Annotated in this window: 14 protein-coding genes and 1 pseudogene; 8 read left to right on the top strand and 7 right to left on the bottom strand. The window is 33.0% G+C overall.

Translation table 11 applies throughout. The annotated features are described in order from the left end of the window. Positions 1-75: 75 nt before the first annotated feature. The 5 genes from ACUN0F_RS05840 to ACUN0F_RS05820 form a co-directional block, all read right to left on the bottom strand. Entirely contained in the window at positions 76-792 is a 717-nt protein-coding gene (locus ACUN0F_RS05840; RefSeq protein ID WP_264461399.1) for a LytR/AlgR family response regulator transcription factor, read from the bottom strand. 263 nt (positions 793-1,055) lie between these two features. Next, positions 1,056-2,255: an MFS transporter gene (locus ACUN0F_RS05835; RefSeq protein WP_000521098.1), complete on the bottom strand. Its 1,200-nt coding sequence runs from the start codon at positions 2,253-2,255 to the stop codon at positions 1,056-1,058. A 291-nt stretch (positions 2,256-2,546) separates the two neighbouring features. Further along, the gene (locus tag ACUN0F_RS05830) at positions 2,547-3,287 is read right to left on the bottom strand and encodes a WecB/TagA/CpsF family glycosyltransferase (protein WP_046955475.1); all 741 of its coding nucleotides are present in this window, start codon (positions 3,285-3,287) and stop codon (positions 2,547-2,549) included. 15 nt (positions 3,288-3,302) lie between these two features. Continuing rightward, a complete protein-coding gene (locus ACUN0F_RS05825; RefSeq protein ID WP_000865942.1) occupies positions 3,303-4,403 on the bottom strand; it encodes a glycosyltransferase family 4 protein in 1,101 nt (366 codons plus the stop codon). A gap of 77 nt (positions 4,404-4,480) precedes the next feature. Next, positions 4,481-5,887 carry an O-antigen ligase family protein gene (locus tag ACUN0F_RS05820; RefSeq protein WP_000947787.1) on the bottom strand — a complete coding sequence of 469 codons (1,407 nt, stop codon included), beginning with the start codon at positions 5,885-5,887 and terminating at the stop codon, positions 4,481-4,483. Positions 5,888-6,158: 271 nt separating this feature from the next. Between ACUN0F_RS05820 and ACUN0F_RS05815 the strand changes: the two genes are divergently transcribed. The 3 genes and pseudogenes from ACUN0F_RS05815 (at position 6,159) to ACUN0F_RS05805 (ending at position 8,224) form a co-directional block, all read left to right on the top strand. Next, a complete protein-coding gene (locus ACUN0F_RS05815) occupies positions 6,159-6,791 on the top strand; it encodes a trimeric intracellular cation channel family protein (RefSeq protein WP_000924376.1) in 633 nt (210 codons plus the stop codon). A gap of 98 nt (positions 6,792-6,889) precedes the next feature. Next, positions 6,890-7,420, top strand: a pseudogene (locus tag ACUN0F_RS05810) (protoglobin family protein); the annotation flags it as partial. Continuing rightward, positions 7,409-8,224, top strand: a complete 816-nt coding sequence (locus ACUN0F_RS05805) for a methyl-accepting chemotaxis protein (RefSeq protein ID WP_445540806.1) — start codon at positions 7,409-7,411, stop codon at positions 8,222-8,224. The pseudogene ACUN0F_RS05810 and the gene ACUN0F_RS05805, both read left to right, overlap by 12 nt. A gap of 92 nt (positions 8,225-8,316) precedes the next feature. Here ACUN0F_RS05805 and ACUN0F_RS05800 read toward each other — a convergent pair whose 3' ends face one another. Beyond that, complete coding sequence (locus ACUN0F_RS05800; protein WP_001015654.1) at positions 8,317-9,630, bottom strand: ArnT family glycosyltransferase; 1,314 nt, start codon at positions 9,628-9,630, stop codon at positions 8,317-8,319. Between the two features lie 312 nt (positions 9,631-9,942). Between ACUN0F_RS05800 and ACUN0F_RS05795 the strand changes: the two genes are divergently transcribed. The 5 genes from ACUN0F_RS05795 to ACUN0F_RS05775 all read left to right on the top strand — a co-directional run bounded on the left by ACUN0F_RS05795 (position 9,943) and on the right by ACUN0F_RS05775 (position 16,522). Further along, the gene (locus ACUN0F_RS05795; RefSeq protein ID WP_000412136.1) at positions 9,943-10,455 is read left to right on the top strand and encodes an acyl-CoA thioesterase; all 513 of its coding nucleotides are present in this window, start codon (positions 9,943-9,945) and stop codon (positions 10,453-10,455) included. Positions 10,456-10,630: 175 nt separating this feature from the next. After that, positions 10,631-11,611, top strand: coding sequence for a glycosyltransferase family 2 protein (locus tag ACUN0F_RS05790; protein WP_264461402.1), 981 nt, complete (start codon positions 10,631-10,633; stop codon positions 11,609-11,611). A 93-nt stretch (positions 11,612-11,704) separates the two neighbouring features. After that, complete coding sequence (locus ACUN0F_RS05785; RefSeq protein WP_264461403.1) at positions 11,705-13,126, top strand: flippase; 1,422 nt, start codon at positions 11,705-11,707, stop codon at positions 13,124-13,126. 294 nt (positions 13,127-13,420) lie between these two features. Then, positions 13,421-14,974: an ABC-F family ATP-binding cassette domain-containing protein gene (locus ACUN0F_RS05780; RefSeq protein WP_000055398.1), complete on the top strand. Its 1,554-nt coding sequence runs from the start codon at positions 13,421-13,423 to the stop codon at positions 14,972-14,974. A gap of 90 nt (positions 14,975-15,064) precedes the next feature. After that, the gene (locus ACUN0F_RS05775; RefSeq protein WP_327972645.1) at positions 15,065-16,522 is read left to right on the top strand and encodes a glycosyltransferase family 39 protein; all 1,458 of its coding nucleotides are present in this window, start codon (positions 15,065-15,067) and stop codon (positions 16,520-16,522) included. Between the two features lie 86 nt (positions 16,523-16,608). Here the strand turns inward: ACUN0F_RS05775 and ACUN0F_RS05770 are convergent, their stop codons facing one another. Continuing rightward, positions 16,609-18,069 (bottom strand): glycosyltransferase family 39 protein, encoded by a 1,461-nt coding sequence (locus ACUN0F_RS05770; RefSeq protein ID WP_445539240.1) that lies wholly within the window; start codon positions 18,067-18,069, stop codon positions 16,609-16,611. Between the last annotated feature and the right edge of the window lie 355 nt (positions 18,070-18,424).

Genomic DNA, 18,424 nt, shown 5'->3' with positions numbered 1-18,424 from the left:
TCTGAATATTTAATTTGAATCCTCCTTATCATGAAGGATTTTTAGTTTATCATGTTAAAAAATTCGCATTACCTACTATAATTCAATCTTATTTCGAAGTCGTTTCACATAATTACGACTAACTGGAATCGGTTGCTCATCATATTTATCTAAATACAGATTATATGTGCCATTATAATAAGGTTTTAGTTCTTGTACATATGACATATTAATTAAATAACTTTTATGCACACGTAAAAAATCATATACATTTAGCTTATTTTCCAGCTCTTGAAGTGTATATGTTGAAATATACTGATTATTTGTTGTATAAATTGAAACCGTTTTGTTTTCCTTATTTTTGCTTACATATACAATATCTTCAGGGAAAATATACCGAATTCCCTCTTGACCTTCTATCGGTAGTTTTCGCAAATAACTCTTTGCTTTCTCGCCTTGCTCTTTACACATTCTATATAAAAGGAATTGCAAATCTTCCTCGCGAAATGGGCGTAGTAAATAATAGAATGCTTGAAAACGAAATGCCGTAATCGACTCTTCTATATCTTCACCCATAAAAATCAATTTCGTATAACAATTTACTTCCCGTAATAAACTCGCATATTCAAAACCAGTTCCATCTAGTAATTTTGAATTCAAGAAAACAAAATCTGGTGTATGCTTTTTCATGATAAATAATGATTCTGTTCCCGTATTCGCTTCAAAACATTCTACATTCCTTATATTTTCAGTAAATTTTTCAGCTAAACTTCTTCGCGCTTCTGCTTCTTCCATGATCAGTAAAATTTTCATTTCTTCAACCACCTAATTCTTTTGTCCATATGTCTTGTTGTATACATTCGCTTTTATAAGAAACATTCCCTTTTTCTTACTATACCATTATTTATCTAAAAAAACAGAAAAAAGGAAACCACGACGGTTCCCCTGCCCTTTTATTCCATTATTTGTAGGAAGTAACACTCACTGAATGCGAAGAAATGAGTGTTACTTCCCCCAAAAACACAATTGGTGCTGGCTCAGCGAGGGATAAATCCCTCACCGATTGAACTTTCACCTTATACTAATTCTCGTTGCTTCGTTTCTTGCCCAAGTACAATTACAGCAACTACGCCAATTAAAATTGATCCACAGAAAATCGTAAATATTAGTGATAGTGAAGCCTGTGAAGCAACTAAATATCCTACTAATAGCGGCCCAAGAATACCACCAATACGACCGAATGCTGCTGCCATCCCTGCACCTGTACCACGAATAACCGTTGGATACTGTTCCGGTGTATAAGCGTATAATGCACCCCAAGCACCTAAATTAAAGAAGGATAGTAACATGCCTGCTACGATTAATACCGTTAATGACTCCGCCACTCCAAACAAGTAAGCACTACATGCTGTACCGATTAAATACGTAACTAAAACAAACTTACGACCAAGTCGTTCAATAAACCAAGCAGCCGTGAAATATCCTGGCAATTGAGCTAACGTCATAATAAGTACGTACTGAAAACTTTTTATTAAACTAAATCCTTTTAATACCATTACACTAGGTAGCCAAAGGAACATCCCATAGTAAGAAAAGACAACAGAAAACCATAGAATCCATAACATAATTGTTGCCTTACGATATTCACCAGACCAAACTAACTTTACATTTTCGATAACAGATGGTCTTTTTTCAGCCTTTTGAAATCTCGGAGAATCCGGCAAATTCCATCTTAAATATAAAGCATATAGTGCTGGAACCGCGCTCAATACCATTGCAACTTCCCAACCATATTTCGGAATAACAAAATACGAGATAAGAGCTGCAATTAGCCATCCACCTGCCCAAAAGCTTTCTAATAGCACAACTATTTTGCCACGTTCATGCGCTTCAACGCTCTCTGATACTAATGTAGACGCAACTGGAAGCTCTCCGCCAAGCCCCATACCAATTAAAAATCGTAACACAAGGAACATCGCAAGTGTCGTCGTTAAAGCAGTTAAACCACTACCGATAGAAAATAGTAATAATGTAATAATAAAGACTGATTTCCGCCCTATTTTATCTGATAGTATTCCAAAAACGAGTGCTCCGACTGCCATACCAATCGAATTAATGCTGCCTATCCAACCCATTTCTTGCGTACTTAATCCCCAATCTTTTTGCAGTGCTACCATTACAAATGAAAGCATTCCAACATCCATTGCATCAAATAACCATCCAAGCCCTGCTATACCAAGTAGCTTTCGCTTCGAAATTTCTTTCACCTTGCCCACAAGAAGTCCTCCTTACACAGCTGTCTTTACACATCATTTTACATGTGTGAATTGTATAAGTAAAATACTTTCGTTCAAAAAATTCTCCTTCATCATTCCCCAAAAGTAAAATACTTATCACACTATTTGAGGGCAGTAAGACTCCCACCTCAAAATTCAGCTGAAACAAAAAAGTTAAATTGAAGACCAACTGCCATTAAACGTCCAATTGGTGAGGGTTAACTATCAGTGGTGGATGAGCAAAACCTCACTTTATTAAAAATGACCAAATAAAAAAGTAGCGATATTCCGCTACTTTTTCGAACGCATGACTTCTTTTAAAAATTCCGCTAATACTAACTGACGACGCCAGCGCGTTGGATTACTACACAATCTATAAAACCATTCTAAGTTAATTGCTTGAATCCATTTTGGTGCACGTTTTACCTCTCCAGCCCATACATCTAAACTTCCGCCCACTCCAACAGCCATCTTCGTTTCTAAACGATGCTTATTAGTTTGGATAAAGTTCTCTTGTCTTGGGAAACCAAGCGCGACAAGTAATAAATCTGGTTTTGCTTCTTGAATACGAGAAACGATACTCTCTTCTTCTTCTTGTTTAAAGTACCCATCTTGTGTACCCACAATAGATACTGCTGAATATGTCTTCGTTAAATGATCTGCTGCAGCTTGTACAACATGCGGTTTTGCACCAAGTAAGAAAACAGATACCGGTTTATTCTCCTCTGATAACTTTGCAAATAGATTACACATTAAATCAAAACCTGCTACACGTTCCTTTACAGGTGTACCTAACATACCACTTGCTTTTACAACTCCAATACCGTCAGGTGTAATTAAATCTGTATTTAATAATGTTTTATGGAATGTTTCATCCTTTTTTGCACACATAACAATTTCAGGATTTGCTGTTACTACCTGAAAAGTATGAGTTCGCTCCAATTCTAGTTGTCCCTTCAAATATTGGATCGTTTCATCCATTGTCATTGTAGAAAAAGGAACACCTAGAATATCAACCGTTTTTACTTCCATGATTAACTATCCTCTCTATTTCAGTAAAAGTTTTTTATATGCATTATAAGTATCTTCATACAAATTCTTTAGCGAGAAATGAGTAGATGCATGAGTATATAAACGATTTCCCATCGCTTCTAATTCACCATTCAACCATTTTTCATAAGCATTTTCTAACGCGTTTGCTAACGAATCCGCATCACCAATCGGTACAATCCATCCATACGTATCATCAACTATTAACTTCTTCATATCACCTACATTTGTTGCAATAGATGTTAAGCGTTGATTAGCCGCTTCTAATAAAACAAGAGGGAAGCTTTCGCTATAAGAGGTTAACAAATTAATGTGTGCAGATGCATATAATTCTTTTGAATCTGTACGAAAACCTAGAAAAATCACCTTATCCTCTAAGCCCTTTTGTTTCACCATCTCTTTTAATTCTGCTTCTATAGGTCCATCACCCAGCAAGAGCACCTTTATATTTGGAATTTTAATTTTTTGTAACGCTTCAAATAAAATATCATGACCTTTAACAGGATGAAGACGCGCTACTTGAACAGCTGTAAATACTCCTTCATCAATGCCAAATTCACTTTTATCATAAGGTTTTGCTGGAGTATTATCATACTCGATTCCATTATAAACTGTACAAATCTTCTCTTCTGGTACACCTAGTTTTATTATGTTTCTCTTAAAGTTTTCCGTAATTGCAAAGAATAAATCTACCTTCCTGAAAGAACGTAAATTTAACTTCGTAAATACCCATCCTTTTAATCCCCTCTTCATAAAATCCAAAGTTGGATCACTGTGGACAGTCATTATCCATTTCGCTTTTATACCTTTTTTCAAGAGGGAGAGATAGAAATTTGCTCGTGCGCCATGTGTATGCACAATGTCAAATTGATTTTCATTAATAAATGCCTTTATTTTTGAAAGAATTGATAGGTCGTACCGAGATGATTGGGTAAAAACATGCACTTGAATACCAAGGTTTCTCGCCTCTCTAGCAATCGCACCTTCTTCAAATACCATTAATTCCACTTCTTCCTTTGAAAATTGAGATAAAAGTGAAATAATATGCGTTTTCCCCCCACCTTCTTCTGCACCAGCATTCATATGCAACACTTTCATTTCTTACATCCCCCATTTTTTCTTTTTATTTACTATAACAAAATAAAAGCTAACATATGCTAGCTTTTATTTTTCTATCATTCAATTTCCAAGTCAACTATTAAATATGCCATGATTAATACTAAGAAGAAACTCACTCCAGGTGACATTAAAATATGACCAGCTATAAATGAGATACCTAATCCGAGAAGTATCGCTGCAATCACCATTGCATATTTTACGGTGAATATTTGTTTAAATTTAGTAAATATGCATGCAATAAATTTAATGCCAAAATATAGGAATGGAATTACAAATAAAATGAACCCTATGATTCCGAAAGAATAGAACCAATCGTGAAAATCACGTTCAATTAATTTCGGCTCTGCTTTATAGTTACCAGCATAACCCATACCTAATAATTTTTGAGACATTGGGGCTTCTTTATAGAAATCTTTATACATTTGTTCAAATAATTGACGCCCACTGAAAATAATAGCTTGCGTTTCTTCTTTTTTCTCTGCAACTTTTTCCTTTTCTTTTTCTTTAACTTTTTCTTTTTCTGTAACAGGAGGTTTATGCTCTTTAGCTTCCTCTTTCTTTTTCTCTTTCTCTTCCTTTTTCGCTGTCTGTTGTTCTTCAATTAATTGAACATGAATCCCCATATTTTTTAGAAATGGCGAAAAAGGTGTATATGCCATGATTCCCACAAAAACAGTCATTGCAATAAAACCATTTAATAAATATATATTTTTCTTTCCTTTTTTACCTTGCATAAAGGCTTGAATAAAGCACATAACAACTGCAATAGCCATTGTTGCATAGATTGCTCCTATACCAACCTTCGTACCAACTGCAAATAATGAAAAAACAACTAAAATAGAAGGAACCCAATAGTATATTTTGCTCATACTTTTTGTTTTTTCAATTGAATATAAAATAACAATCGGACACATGATGGCTAAAATAGATCCTAACTCATTACCTGCATAAAACCAACCGCGTGATCCTAATTTTAACCATTCATAGTTATTGTAATCTGTTCCAGTTGCAATCGAAACTACCATTACTATTCCAATAATTAATGATGCATACGTAATATAGTCACGCATTTTTGAATGACCTTTTTCTTTTAAGGACTTAAATACAAATACATAACAAGTAAGCATAACAAACGGATATAAAGCTTTTGCTATAAACTTAATTTCCTCTGAAAGTACCATAGGATCTTTTGTAAGCTTATTATTTACCAATCCGATGGTGAAGACTATTCCTACTAAAATTATATACAATATATATTTTATATTTCCTTGTTTCTTCGTTTGAATTAAAATATATATCCCGCTTAGGAACATAACGAATAAGCGTGTAATAACTCCAATGGTCGTATCAATTTTTAAAACCATTATACAGAATGCCGTGAGCAAATCTAAAATTGGTTGCAGCAAAATAAAGATTAGTAGGAAATTTTCAAATTTATTACTTTTACTATTTTCGCTTAACATCTAGAACCTCCATAACTATTACCTAATTTCAATCTATACTGTTAATATTTTTTTCTCATCTCAAATATTTATTATAACATATATTTTTTAATTAAACGTCTCACATTTCTCCCCAATCTTACCTTATAGAAAAAAGCATATTTGCATTTTCAAGCGCTTTCTTTCCCCATTTTTTCTTTTTTTCTACATGTAACGAAAATGCATTGTTATTTACATAACTTTAGTGTATATTTTTTCTCTGGAACATCTTTAGGAGGAAGGGATTACAGCAATGTTATTAATCGACATATTTACGTTTCTTGGCATTATCGCCGCTGCTATTTCCGGTACATTAGTTGGTTTAAAAAAAGATTTAGATTTATTCGGTGTCCTTTGTTTAGCTGTAGCTACTGCGCTCGGCGGCGGTATTATTCGTGATATTATGATCGGTAACCTGCCTCCTGTCGCATTTGTTAAACCCATTTACTTTTTCGTAAGCGTATTATCAGCATTATTTACTTGTATGTTTTTTGAGCGTATCAATAAACTACAAGTCGTTATTATGCTTTCTGATGCTGTTGGCTTAGGTGTTTTTACAGCTATTGGTGCAAATGCGGCAATGTCACATCATGTTGACGCCTCATTTTTAGTTGTTTCAATGGGAGTCATTACAGGTATTGGAGGCGGTATTTTGCGTGACATTTGTGCTCAAGATATCCCCTACGTATTCCGAAAAGAGATTTACGCAATCGCTTCTATTTTAGGAGCAATTAGTTTCCTAATCACATATGCAATGGGGGCACACGTATTAGCTTTCTATGTCTGTTTATTAGTAACATTCATTATTCGTGTTGTCACTGTAATATATAATGTACATTTCCCAGTTTTCTTTAAAACACATGCTAAAATTAATAAAGGCCATTAAGAGAATTCTACATAGAATTCTCTTAATTTATATACTATTCTACACACTAATATAGAGTAATTGCATATAAAAATATATAATTATATTAGAATCAAAAAATGAAAACGCTTTATACACAGGGGGGAAAAACGATGCTTGGAGTTTTTAAAAAACATACAAATAAAACAAACGCCAGTATACTTGAATTAAGTAAGGATCAAAAAATCACTTTTAACGTGCCTACTAATTCTGAACTGCAGATTCAAATGGATATGCTACATATTTCAAAAGAAGATTTACAAATCGTAAAGGTACTACAGCCCTTTATTTATGAAGAAATTGATTGGATTACGGAAAAATTCTATGCCAATATTACAAAACAACCTAATTTAATTACTATTATTGAACGTTATAGCTCTATTCCAAAATTAAAGCAAACTTTAAAAACGCATATAAAAGAATTATTCAGCGGAGATATGCATGAAAATTTTATTGAACAACGCGTTAGAATTGCAAAAAGGCATGTACAAATTGGGTTACATAGAAAGTGGTATACAGCTGCTTATCAAGAATTATTCCGCTCTATCATGAAGATTTTAAAAACGAAAATTACAACAATTGACGATTTTTCTTATTCCATGAACGTAATAAATAAATTGTTTACTCTTGAACAAGAACTCGTTATTGCGGCTTATGAATCTGAATATGAAAGAATGCAAAAAGAACTTGAAAAAGAAAAAGAAATAACAGCTATGACCATTACGCATATTGCAACAGAACTAGCATCTGTATCTGAAAAAACGAGCGCTTCTATTCAACAGTTAACCGCTAAATCTGAAACAATTGTAGAAATTGCCAAAACAGGTACATCATTAGCTACAACATCAGAAGAAAAAGCGAATAAAGGGAAAGAACAATTAAATCAGCAGAATAAACGAATGGAATACATTCAAACAAACATGGAAACGATTATTACAGATACTCATGAACTTCTCGATATTTCTAACAAAATTAACGAGATTATAGATATTGTAAAATCAATTGCAGAGCAAACAAATTTACTCGCACTAAACGCTGCAATTGAATCTGCGCGTGCTGGGGAATTCGGCAAAGGGTTTTCTGTTGTAGCTGGAGAAATTCGAAAGTTATCAGAGCAAACGAAAGAATCTATATTCAATGTTACAAAGCTCGTTGAAAAAACAAATGAACAAATTATTCGTGTCTCTTCTTCAGTGAAACAAATTAGCTCTCTCGTATCTGAAGGAACGGATAGTATGTCTGCAACAGATCAATACTTCCAAGAAATCGTAAAAGACATGTCTAACTCGAAAGAACAAAATAAAAAAATTGAAAATGAGTTAGAAACCATTTCACAAGTAATGAAAGGAATTCAAGACGATTCCTCAAAAATGGCTCTAACAGCTGATAGTTTACAGCTAGAACTGAAGCGATAGGATAAAGCTTATGTCAGTAGAATTTTTTCATCTCTGCTGACTCTTAGTCTTCATCTCCCATCCATAAAAAAAGAATCCAAACTGGATTCTTTTTATTTTCTGAAGAATATTTTTTGACAATACACATAACTCATATAAACACCAAAGCTTTGCAAAATAAACAAAGCTGGCACTATAAGGTTGTAATATGTCATATCTACTTGGAAGAGTCTTAACAATACGTATCCACTAATTAACAATAAGAACAACATATATCCTTCGTTTTGTTGTTTCTTAATAAGAAAGTGTAATAAAGCTATAGACATAAATAATGTTACCGCTATATATATAAGTTTTTCACATTTAAATAGAATAGAATGTATGCCCTCACCTGAGAATTGATTAATTACCGGCTTTAAAAGTTTAAATCTTTCTTCTTCAATCTCTTTTAGCCTTTGATCAATATGCTCTGTTACGCTTTGATTCTTTGTTATTTTTTCCTCATTTTTACCTTTTCCAATTAAAACTGATTGAACATACGTCTCATTTGAAATTGTATATTGTGACATTCCCATTGTCTGAATTCCATAACTCACACCAAAATGAGCACTATAAAATAGAATAAGTATCCCTATCATCTTTAATAGTACTTTTTGCTTCATTGCTGATTGAAAGATTTCAATTAGCAACACATATACAGCAATAAAAATAGGAAGGAATAATCCCATTGGAAAAATCATATTACTGCATGCAAATAAAATTGCTGAAAGTACCCACATATAAGGATGATCTAAACCTTTATATAAAAGTATGTAGCAAGCCAAATAAAATAAAAATATTGCGAGTGATTCCGGTGTTAATAAGGAACTCATAAATATATTCGGAATATATAAAGCATAAAATACAGACGCAATACGGCCGCATTCCTCTCCAAAAACGATTGCTGCAATGCGATAAATGAAAAATGCAGTCCCTGTGCAAAATAAAATATTAAATAACTGCAATGCAAATACTGTATCACCAAATACACGAATAATAATTGATTCATAAATAATAAAAGGTAACTGCGCTATGTTCTCTACGTTATTACCAATTGCAATCTGCTTTGCAGACTCAAAAATTGCTTTCATATCACCGGTTATCGGAACGTCTACAAATAGAACCATGCTAAGTCTCACAATTATAGCTGTACTTATAAGAAAAACAAGAAATTGTTTATCTGTAAAACGATACTGTAAAATCGATGCCACTAACAGCATGAGAATAACAAAAATAACTAATACGATTGATACACTTGTTGTACTGTCGCCAAAAAATTGTTTACTTGTTTCAAACGCTGACCAACAACTATAAACAAAAAATGCGAGCATCGCACCAATCATTATTTTACTAAAAAAAGACGAAAAATTTGTTTGTATATGATTCATATGTCCATTGCACCTCTATTTCCATTCATAACAAAACGATTCTATCATGAATAGGCACACAGCTGATAGGGAATTTCTATGACAAATACAGGGTCCTAATTTTTTCACTTGCAATGTAAGCGAATCCTCTTTTACACTACATTTTATATATGATAAATTTTCTTTCAGTTAAATGAATACAAATACAGAAGTTTTGCAAACCCTCTTCTGGAATTGTTTACTTCATTAAATATCTATAGATTTTTAATACTTTTGTACTCCATTTACAATACATGTCATTCTGATTGAAAACAGAAAATAGGGGCTGACCATATGGAAAAGAAATTCATGCGAGAATCCAAAGCAATTAAAACTACACGTGTTTTTCCGAATGATTTAAATAATCATCAAACACTTTTCGGAGGGAAATTATTAGCAGAAATTGATAGTATCGCTTCAATTGCAGCTGCAAGACATAGCCGTAAACATTGTGTAACGGCATCTATCGATTCTGTTGATTTCTTAACTCCAATTCACCAATCAGATTCTGTTTGTTACGAAGCATTCGTATGTTATACAGGAAAATCTTCAATGGAAGTGTTCGTAAAAGTAATTGCAGAGAATTTATTAGCAGGCGAACGGAGAATAGCTGCAACATGTTTCATTACATTCGTTGCGTTAAAAGATGGAAAACCTTCATCTGTTCCACAAGTACTACCTGAAACGGAAGAAGAACATTGGCTACACACAACTGGTTCAGAGCGTGCAGAAAATAGAAAAAAAGGACGTTTAAAAAGCAAAGAAATGGCTGAAGTATTAACATTAAGTAAACCTTGGAATATGTAATAACTGATTTACCTTCCTTTTTACAAATCAAAAAGGAAGGTTTTTTTATAAAATACATAGTGTTGATTTACAAAGTTTATATGCGGTAAACTTATACAGATGTTCTTGTAATCTTCTTCCTTGCAAAAGGCCTATATAGTGTACAACATAAAAAATTTGAGGAGATAATAATTATATGATGGAACAAACTCAACTCGTTTCCGTTATTGTCCCGCTGTATAATGCGGAAAAATACATTGAAGAGACGATGGAATCAATACTGAATCAAACATATAAAAATATTGAAATTGTAATTGTTGATGATGGAAGTAAAGATCAATCATCTTCTATCGTGAAAAATTTCAAGAAAAAATACCCTGAACAAATAAAATATATTTTACAAGAAAATCAAGGCGTTTCCGTTGCTCGTAATACAGGAATTGAAAATGCAAATGGAGAATATATTTCTTTTCTTGATAGTGATGATTTATGGCATTCAACAAAAATTGAAAAGCAAATGGAAAGCATGCACAAAAACAATATGAATGCCTGCTATTGTGGATATATGAACTTTTACGAAGAAACTGGTGAAAAAGTTGAAAACACGACAAACTTTGTAAAAGGGAATATGACAAAGGCGTTCTTAACACATCAAGTTTTTGCCCAAACAAGTACTTGGATTTTCAAAAAATCAATCGTGATGAATCATAACATTCGTTTTACACCAGGATGTAGCTGGGGAGAAGACTTAGAATTTCTTTTTAAATTAATGAGTGTAACAAATGTATGTTATGTGGATGAATATTTAACGTATTATCGAATCCTATCAGGAGGAAATCTTTCTTCAAATTATAAAGATTATGAATTAAAAACAACAAAAGAATTAGAAGTATTTAATCGAATGAAAGATTGGATTCATAATAAATCAAAAGACTTAATCACAAATGATTCTACAGAACTGATTGAAATCCTTGAAACTTATCTATTCCCATATACAGTCATTAACAATGCTTGTATATATATTAAAGGACACCCTAAATTAGATAAATCAAAGGTTCAATTAATTAAAAGCGATATAAAGAAATATTGTCGCAAAATCTATTCAAAAAATGGAAAACGAAGCAAAAAGTTATATGCGATGCTTTGGTTTGTACGCATCAAATTTTTATTTTCTTAAATAAAAGAATATGCTTTTAAACATTCTTTCCATAAACAAATTAAATTTATAAATAGGACAAGTATGTCCCGACGAATAGAAAGGTCTTCTTCCATGAAAACAAACAATATCCTTAAAAATGCCTCCTACCTCTTTGTAGGAAATATTACTGTTCGATTTGTACTTGCTATTGCGACGATTCTCTTTGCAAGATATGTTTCACCAGATGAGTATGGGATGTTTACAGTTGCATTAGCAGTTTCCGCTGTCATTTGTTATTTTACAGATGCAGGCTTGACACATACGTTTATGCGTGAAGGAACAAGAAGCGGTGCTAACATTAGCGTATTAATCAGTAGTTATTTACGTATTCGTTTCGTATTAGCTGTCGTAATTTCTGTACTCTTCGCTATTTTTGCTCAGTTCTTCTATACGGATCCCTACTTACGTGCCATGGTATATTGGGTTGTACTACCGACAATGTTTGGAGCAACTTTACAGGGCGTTGGAATGGCTTATTTCCAAGTAACAGAACGTATGCAATTTACAGCAATTATTTCTGTACTGCAAGGCATAACAGCAGCTGCTGCGCTTCTAATAGGAATGTCGTTTAAATGGTCACTTATGATGGTCGCTGCTATGTACGGGATATCCAGTCTTGTAACAGGGATTATCGCCTTCTTAATGGTACTCCGCCATACAAAGGTTCATAAAGGCTGGGACAAAGGAATTTTAGATCAACTGCTTATTTTCACAATCAATGGCATTATCATTATGCTTTTACCGCAGTTAGGTCCTATTATATTAGAAAAAGTTTCAACACATGAGCAAGTTGGATTCTTTGGGGCTGCCTATAAAATACCTGCCGTACTTTATCAAATACCTGGTGTAATTGCAGCAGCCTTTTATCCAAAATTGTTTGCCTTCGGAAATGAAAAGAATATTGATGAACATAAAAAACTATCACAGTTCGAATTAAAACTTATGTCATTCTTAGGAATGGGAATTTCTATCCCATTTATTGCTGATCCGAGTTTTTGGATTGTAACTTTATTGGGTGAAGACTATGCACCAGCTGGTGGTGCACTTGCAATTTTAGCCTTTATGGTCATTTTACAATCTATCAACTATCCACTTGCTGATAACTTAACAACAATTGGACAACAGTGGAAGCGTGCGACAGTAATGGGAATTGGATTGGCTGTTGCCATCATAAGTTACATCATCTTAGGTAGCAAATTTGGAATGATGGGAGCTGCTGTAGCGGCTATCCTTACTGAAGTTACTTTATTAATTGGATTTACTTTATTTGTCCGTAAAGGTTTCGAACTATTATTTAAAGGAATTATATTTAATAGTCTCGCATTTATAATTAGTTACGTTCTATACCGTACAATATTAATTAACTTACCACCACTAGTAGCTTTAACACTTACTGGTATATTGTATGGCATTATCGGCCTTGCCATTGATCCACAAATACGTAGGTTACTTTTAGAGTTTATAAATAAAAAACTCGGCAAAAACATAGCATAAAGTGAAACTTTAATCAGCGGAAATTTTACAGCGTGTTAATGCGGGATAAAAGTCGCTTTCTTTCTCGAATGTATGAGAAAGAAAGCGACTTTTTATTTACTATTATTATTCGTATGTAAAATTATTTCTTTTAACCCCTCATAGATATGGAGTTTTAGACAGAATGCCCTTATTTTCTTCCAGAATAATACAAAAATCTATTTTCAAAAATATACATTTTTGAAATGATAGCATTATATCAAAGAATTTAGTATCATGATTCAAGACACTATTTAGAAATGAACGGAGGACATTATGAGCTTATTAACTGTTGAAAAATTAGGTCATACATTTGGTGATCGTACATTATTTAAAGATGTATCTATGCGCTTACTTGCAGGGGAACACGTTGGATTAGTTGGAGCAAACGGTGTTGGTAAATCAACATTTATGAATATAATTACTGGTCAGCTTATCCATGACGAAGGTCGTGTAGAATGGACGCCTGGTACAAATTACGGTTACTTAGACCAACATACCATTTTAACACCTGGTCGCACGATCCGTGACGTATTAGCAGATGCGTTTTTACCTTTATTTGAAAAAGAAAAAGCTTTAAATGAAGTTACAGAAAAAATGGGAACTGCTACACCAGAAGAATTAGAGGAGCTTCTTGAGCAAATGGCGGAAATTCAAGATGCCCTTGAAGCAGGTGGCTTCTATTTATTAGATATGAAAATTGAAGAAGCAGCACGTGGTCTTGGAATTGACGCAATTGGCCTAGATCGTGATGTTGCGGCGTTAAGTGGTGGACAACGTACAAAAGTATTACTTGCAAAGTTACTACTTGAACAACCAGAAGTACTACTATTAGATGAGCCTACCAACTATTTAGACGTTGAACATATTCATTGGTTAACAAATTATTTAAAAGAATATCCACATGCATTCCTATTAATTTCCCATGATACGGAATTTATGAATAAATGTGTCGATGTTATTTTCCATCTAGAGTTTACAAAAATGACGCGTTATACAGCGACATATGAAAAATTCCTAGAACTAGCGGAAATTAATAAAAATCAGCATATTAATGCTTACGAAAAACAAAAAGAGTTTATTAAAAAACAAGAAGATTTTATTGCGAAAAATAAAGCGCGCTACTCAACGACAGGTCGTGCAAAGAGTCGTCAAAAACAACTCGATCGTATGGAACGTATCGATCGTCCTGAAACAGCAATTAAACCTGAATTCTCATTTAAAGAGAGTCGCGCAAGTAGCCGATTCGTCTTTGAAGGAGAAAATGTAGAGATTGGATATACACATCCGTTATTACCAAAATTAACGATGACAATCGAACGTGGTGAAAAAATTGCAATCGTTGGATGTAATGGTGTCGGTAAGTCAACACTATTAAAAACGATTTTAGGTAAAATTAAACCATTAAGCGGAAAAACAAGTCTTGGTGACTTCTTAAACCCATCATACTTCGAGCAAGAAGTAAAAGCTGATAATATAACACCAATTGATGATGTTTGGAATACATTCCCTAGCTTAGACCAACATCAAGTACGTGCAATGTTAGCGAAATGCGGTTTAAAAAACGAACATATCTCTCGTCCACTGAATCAATTAAGCGGTGGCGAACAAGCAAAAGTTCGTTTATGTAAACTAATGGGCGAAGAAAGTAACTGGCTACTCTTTGATGAGCCAACAAACCACCTTGATGTTACAGCAAAAGATGAGCTAAAAAAAGCGATGAAAGCATACAAAGGAACAATTCTTCTTGTATGTCACGAACCAGACTTTTATGAAGATTGGATAACAAAAACTTGGGATGTAGAAAAATGGGCCCAAGAAAATTCTTAATCACCTGAAATCATCCTTTTACACACTTAGTGTGTAAAAGGATTTCCCCTTAAAATAGCAATAAAATTCAATAAGGAGTTTTTAATTATAATGCAAAGTCCATTTTTTCTAAAACTCAATACATTTTGTGTAAAATCCTTGTTAGTGCTATGTCTCATGATTTCTGCAGCTATTACATGGCAATCCGTATACATAGTTAGAGGACAATCCCAAACTCGTTTACTTATTATAGTCCCAATTATTATTCTAATTGGTCTTCTATTTTTATTAATCGGCTATATTTCCAACAAATATATGTCAAAACTAATATTCACTATTTCACTTATTATTTTAGCTTTCTCTATTCGATTAATCTGGGTTCTTAATATCCAAACTCCTGTCGAATCGGATTTTGCTATGATGTACAATGGAGCCGTGCAAGCAACTAAAGGAGATTTTAGTTTTGCCCAAAGCACATATTATACTTCATGGGTTTATCAACTTGGATTTACAATGTACCAAGCTTTTATTATTAATTTATTTGGTGAAGGAACCTTCCTTCTAAAGTTCTTAAACGTATTATATTGCACAGGAACAACATTACTCGTTTACAAAATAACTTCTCACATATTTAATGAGTGGTCCGGACGTGTGGCTGGTTTACTATATGCAATATATATCCCAAGCATCGTATTAAGCTCAGTCCTAACAAATCAACATCTGGCTACATTCTTATTTTATCTTGGGTTTTATTTATTAATTACAAAAGGCCTAAGCCATAAATATATGTGGATTTTTATAGGGGTTTCGCTTTCTTTAGGGGATATCATGCGCCCGCTTGGTGCTATCATCCTAATTGCAGTAACCATTTATGTCTTTTTACAAGGTATATTAGGGAAATCAAAACAAGATATTTTCACTTCCATTAAAAAACTTTGTGGAATTTTCGTCGTATTTTACCTTGTACATTACATTATAAGTTATTCATTTATATCTGCTGGAATTACACAATATCCACTATCTAACCGTGACCCTCTCTGGAAATTCACAGTAGGGTTTAACCACGAAACAAAGGGTGGCTATTCTGCAGCGGATGCAGAATATATTATGTCCCTTGAAATCGGTGAAGAACGCAAAGCTGCTGAAAAGAAGCTGATTCAAGAGCGACTGGCTGATCCACAAAAAGTTTTATCTTTATTTGGTGATAAGTTCACACTCATGTGGGCAGATTACGACTCCGCTCCATTATGGAGTTTACTGACACTAGGGGACACAGATAATGATATGATTACTTTAAAAGATGACCTTACGAAATATGAAAAGTATATGTACATTACAGCTATGCTCTTTAGCACATTAGCGCTTCTTTATCTCATATTGACTAAGCAAAATAACACGCATTATACACTATTTTTATTATTGATAATTGGTTACGTAACTGTTCATTTCTTAATCGAATACCAAACAAGATACCGGTACTTCATCATTCCTAGCTTTACAATTCTTCAAAGTTACGGTCTATATTTATGCTATCGATTTATATCGAACAGAAAGACCTCAAAAGTATAAAGTGAAACTTTAATCAACGGGGATTTAATTATCAAAATAAATGAAAATAAAATAGAAAAAGGCATGAGCCCGTTGCAATACCGAGCTCATGCCTTTTTATTTATATCTATATTTTCTTTTTTATTGTAAGCGTAATTTATACCAAAGGCAGCCAAAATTATCATAGGTATTGTAGCCGAATAACGATATCTTGATGCCACTTCTACTAATAACTGCGCTATTGTTAACCCTATTGTATATAAACAAATCATAAATAGAATAGATTTAGTTTTATTTTTTATCATTATTAAGATACCTAATATTGAGGTCACAATTAAGAAGTAATAAAAAATATTAGATGCCACGGTATATCTTACTACATTATCTAGTACAGGCTCGGCGTAAGAAACTGCCGCACTATCTTCACTTAAAAAGACAAAGAATTTATCTGAAAATAATTTCATAAAATCGATATTGTCGCTTAATATTCTGTTTTTCGCCTCTTCTAGCATTTTTTGCTGGGCATCCTCAGCGGTCCACCCTGGTTTATTATTATACTCAAACAATAATTCTGCATCTGGCATGTTCCATTTCCCGGATTCTTCCTGATTAAATCCTACATAAATATTATAGCCTGGAGCTGATGCTATCTCTTCACCTAAACGTAATGTTATATACTGATTGCTCGCCGAGGAAAAAATAACATATCCAACAACGATAACCCCTACATATACTACCTTATGTAATAATATTTTTTTATTTCCTATGTGCTTCGTGTTAATAATAAATAACCATATGACTAAGGCTATAATTGGAACAGCTGCAATTGGTCGTACCATATTCATTAAGGCAAGTAGTGCCGCTAATAAAATCGAATACACAAGTAATTTTTTTATACTCATATTGTGAATCTTCTCATGAACACTTATCATAACTGTCCAAATTAATAATAGTATTGTACAATACAACGGCTCTGACAATGCAAACATGTTATAAATAGTTTGTGAAGGCAATACGATCCATAAAATACTAGCTGTTATTGCTGTTCTAACTCCACCAATTTTTCTAGATATAACATATATTAATCCCATTGATATTGTAGTTAAAACAACATTTACAATAGGCGCTACCATATAACTAGCTCCAAATATTTTTAAGAACACACTTAAAAATGAGGCGTAACCAAAAATATGCGGAAATAATGCAATATAATTATTATCAATAACAAATTCTTTACTTAATGCTTCTGCAGTATAATAAAAAGTAGCATAATCAACCAACGGCTCAATTTTGTATGTAAGAACCCACGTTAATTTAACTGCTAAGCAAATAATTACTAACACAAAAAAGCATTTTTTCTCATTGAATTTTTCTAAATATAAAGAACCCTTTCTAAGTATATAGGACCCCATTGTACTTAAAAATATGACCCCAGTTACTATCATTGTGTAATTATATTTTTGCGTATCTGAAAAATAATTCATAATTAATATTGAGGCAAAAAAGATATATATCATGTATACTGCCCGTGTAGAAAGAGTCGATAACCCTTTTAAAAATAATTCCAATACAATCTACTCCTTTAAACGTTGGTACAAAAACATCATTATATACTGTATAAAACTGAAGAACTTTATAATTAATCAATTACAATGAAAATCAAAAACATTCTTATTTTCATTGTACTCTGTATAAGTATTCAAATATCCTCAATAATGACGTACAAACCTCATTACACATCACTATACATGAATCATTTTGATATTTCCATATTCAACTCCCTGTAACTAATTAACCGAATAAGCAACTATATTAATAAATATACATAGAAATACTACGTTCAATTAAATATCCACAAGTTTAAATTACCGAAACATTAGATCTACTCAATTTCATTAACACTTCAATATAAACTATGCTATA

Source organism: Bacillus sp. 1A (assembly GCF_052682215.1).
The sequence above is the reverse complement of the archived record's forward strand: the minus strand, read 5'-3'. Positions and strand labels throughout refer to the sequence as shown.

Bases quoted from the DNA above. Each gene is read 5' to 3' on its own strand.
- ACUN0F_RS05820 (WP_000947787.1), bottom strand. From the start codon at position 5,887: ATGTTAAGCGAAAATAGTAAAAGTAATAAATTTGAAAATTTCCTACTA.
- ACUN0F_RS05805 (WP_445540806.1), top strand. From the start codon at position 7,409: ATGAACGTAATAAATAAATTGTTTACTCTTGAACAAGAACTCGTTATT.
- ACUN0F_RS05840 (WP_264461399.1), bottom strand. From the start codon at position 792: ATGAAAATTTTACTGATCATGGAAGAAGCAGAAGCGCGAAGAAGTTTA.
- ACUN0F_RS05775 (WP_327972645.1), top strand. From the start codon at position 15,065: ATGCAAAGTCCATTTTTTCTAAAACTCAATACATTTTGTGTAAAATCC.
- ACUN0F_RS05800 (WP_001015654.1), bottom strand. From the start codon at position 9,630: ATGAATCATATACAAACAAATTTTTCGTCTTTTTTTAGTAAAATAATG.
- ACUN0F_RS05795 (WP_000412136.1), top strand. From the start codon at position 9,943: ATGGAAAAGAAATTCATGCGAGAATCCAAAGCAATTAAAACTACACGT.
- ACUN0F_RS05825 (WP_000865942.1), bottom strand. From the start codon at position 4,403: ATGAAAGTGTTGCATATGAATGCTGGTGCAGAAGAAGGTGGGGGGAAA.
- ACUN0F_RS05815 (WP_000924376.1), top strand. From the start codon at position 6,159: ATGTTATTAATCGACATATTTACGTTTCTTGGCATTATCGCCGCTGCT.
- ACUN0F_RS05780 (WP_000055398.1), top strand. From the start codon at position 13,421: ATGAGCTTATTAACTGTTGAAAAATTAGGTCATACATTTGGTGATCGT.
- ACUN0F_RS05790 (WP_264461402.1), top strand. From the start codon at position 10,631: ATGATGGAACAAACTCAACTCGTTTCCGTTATTGTCCCGCTGTATAAT.
- ACUN0F_RS05785 (WP_264461403.1), top strand. From the start codon at position 11,705: ATGAAAACAAACAATATCCTTAAAAATGCCTCCTACCTCTTTGTAGGA.
- ACUN0F_RS05830 (WP_046955475.1), bottom strand. From the start codon at position 3,287: ATGGAAGTAAAAACGGTTGATATTCTAGGTGTTCCTTTTTCTACAATG.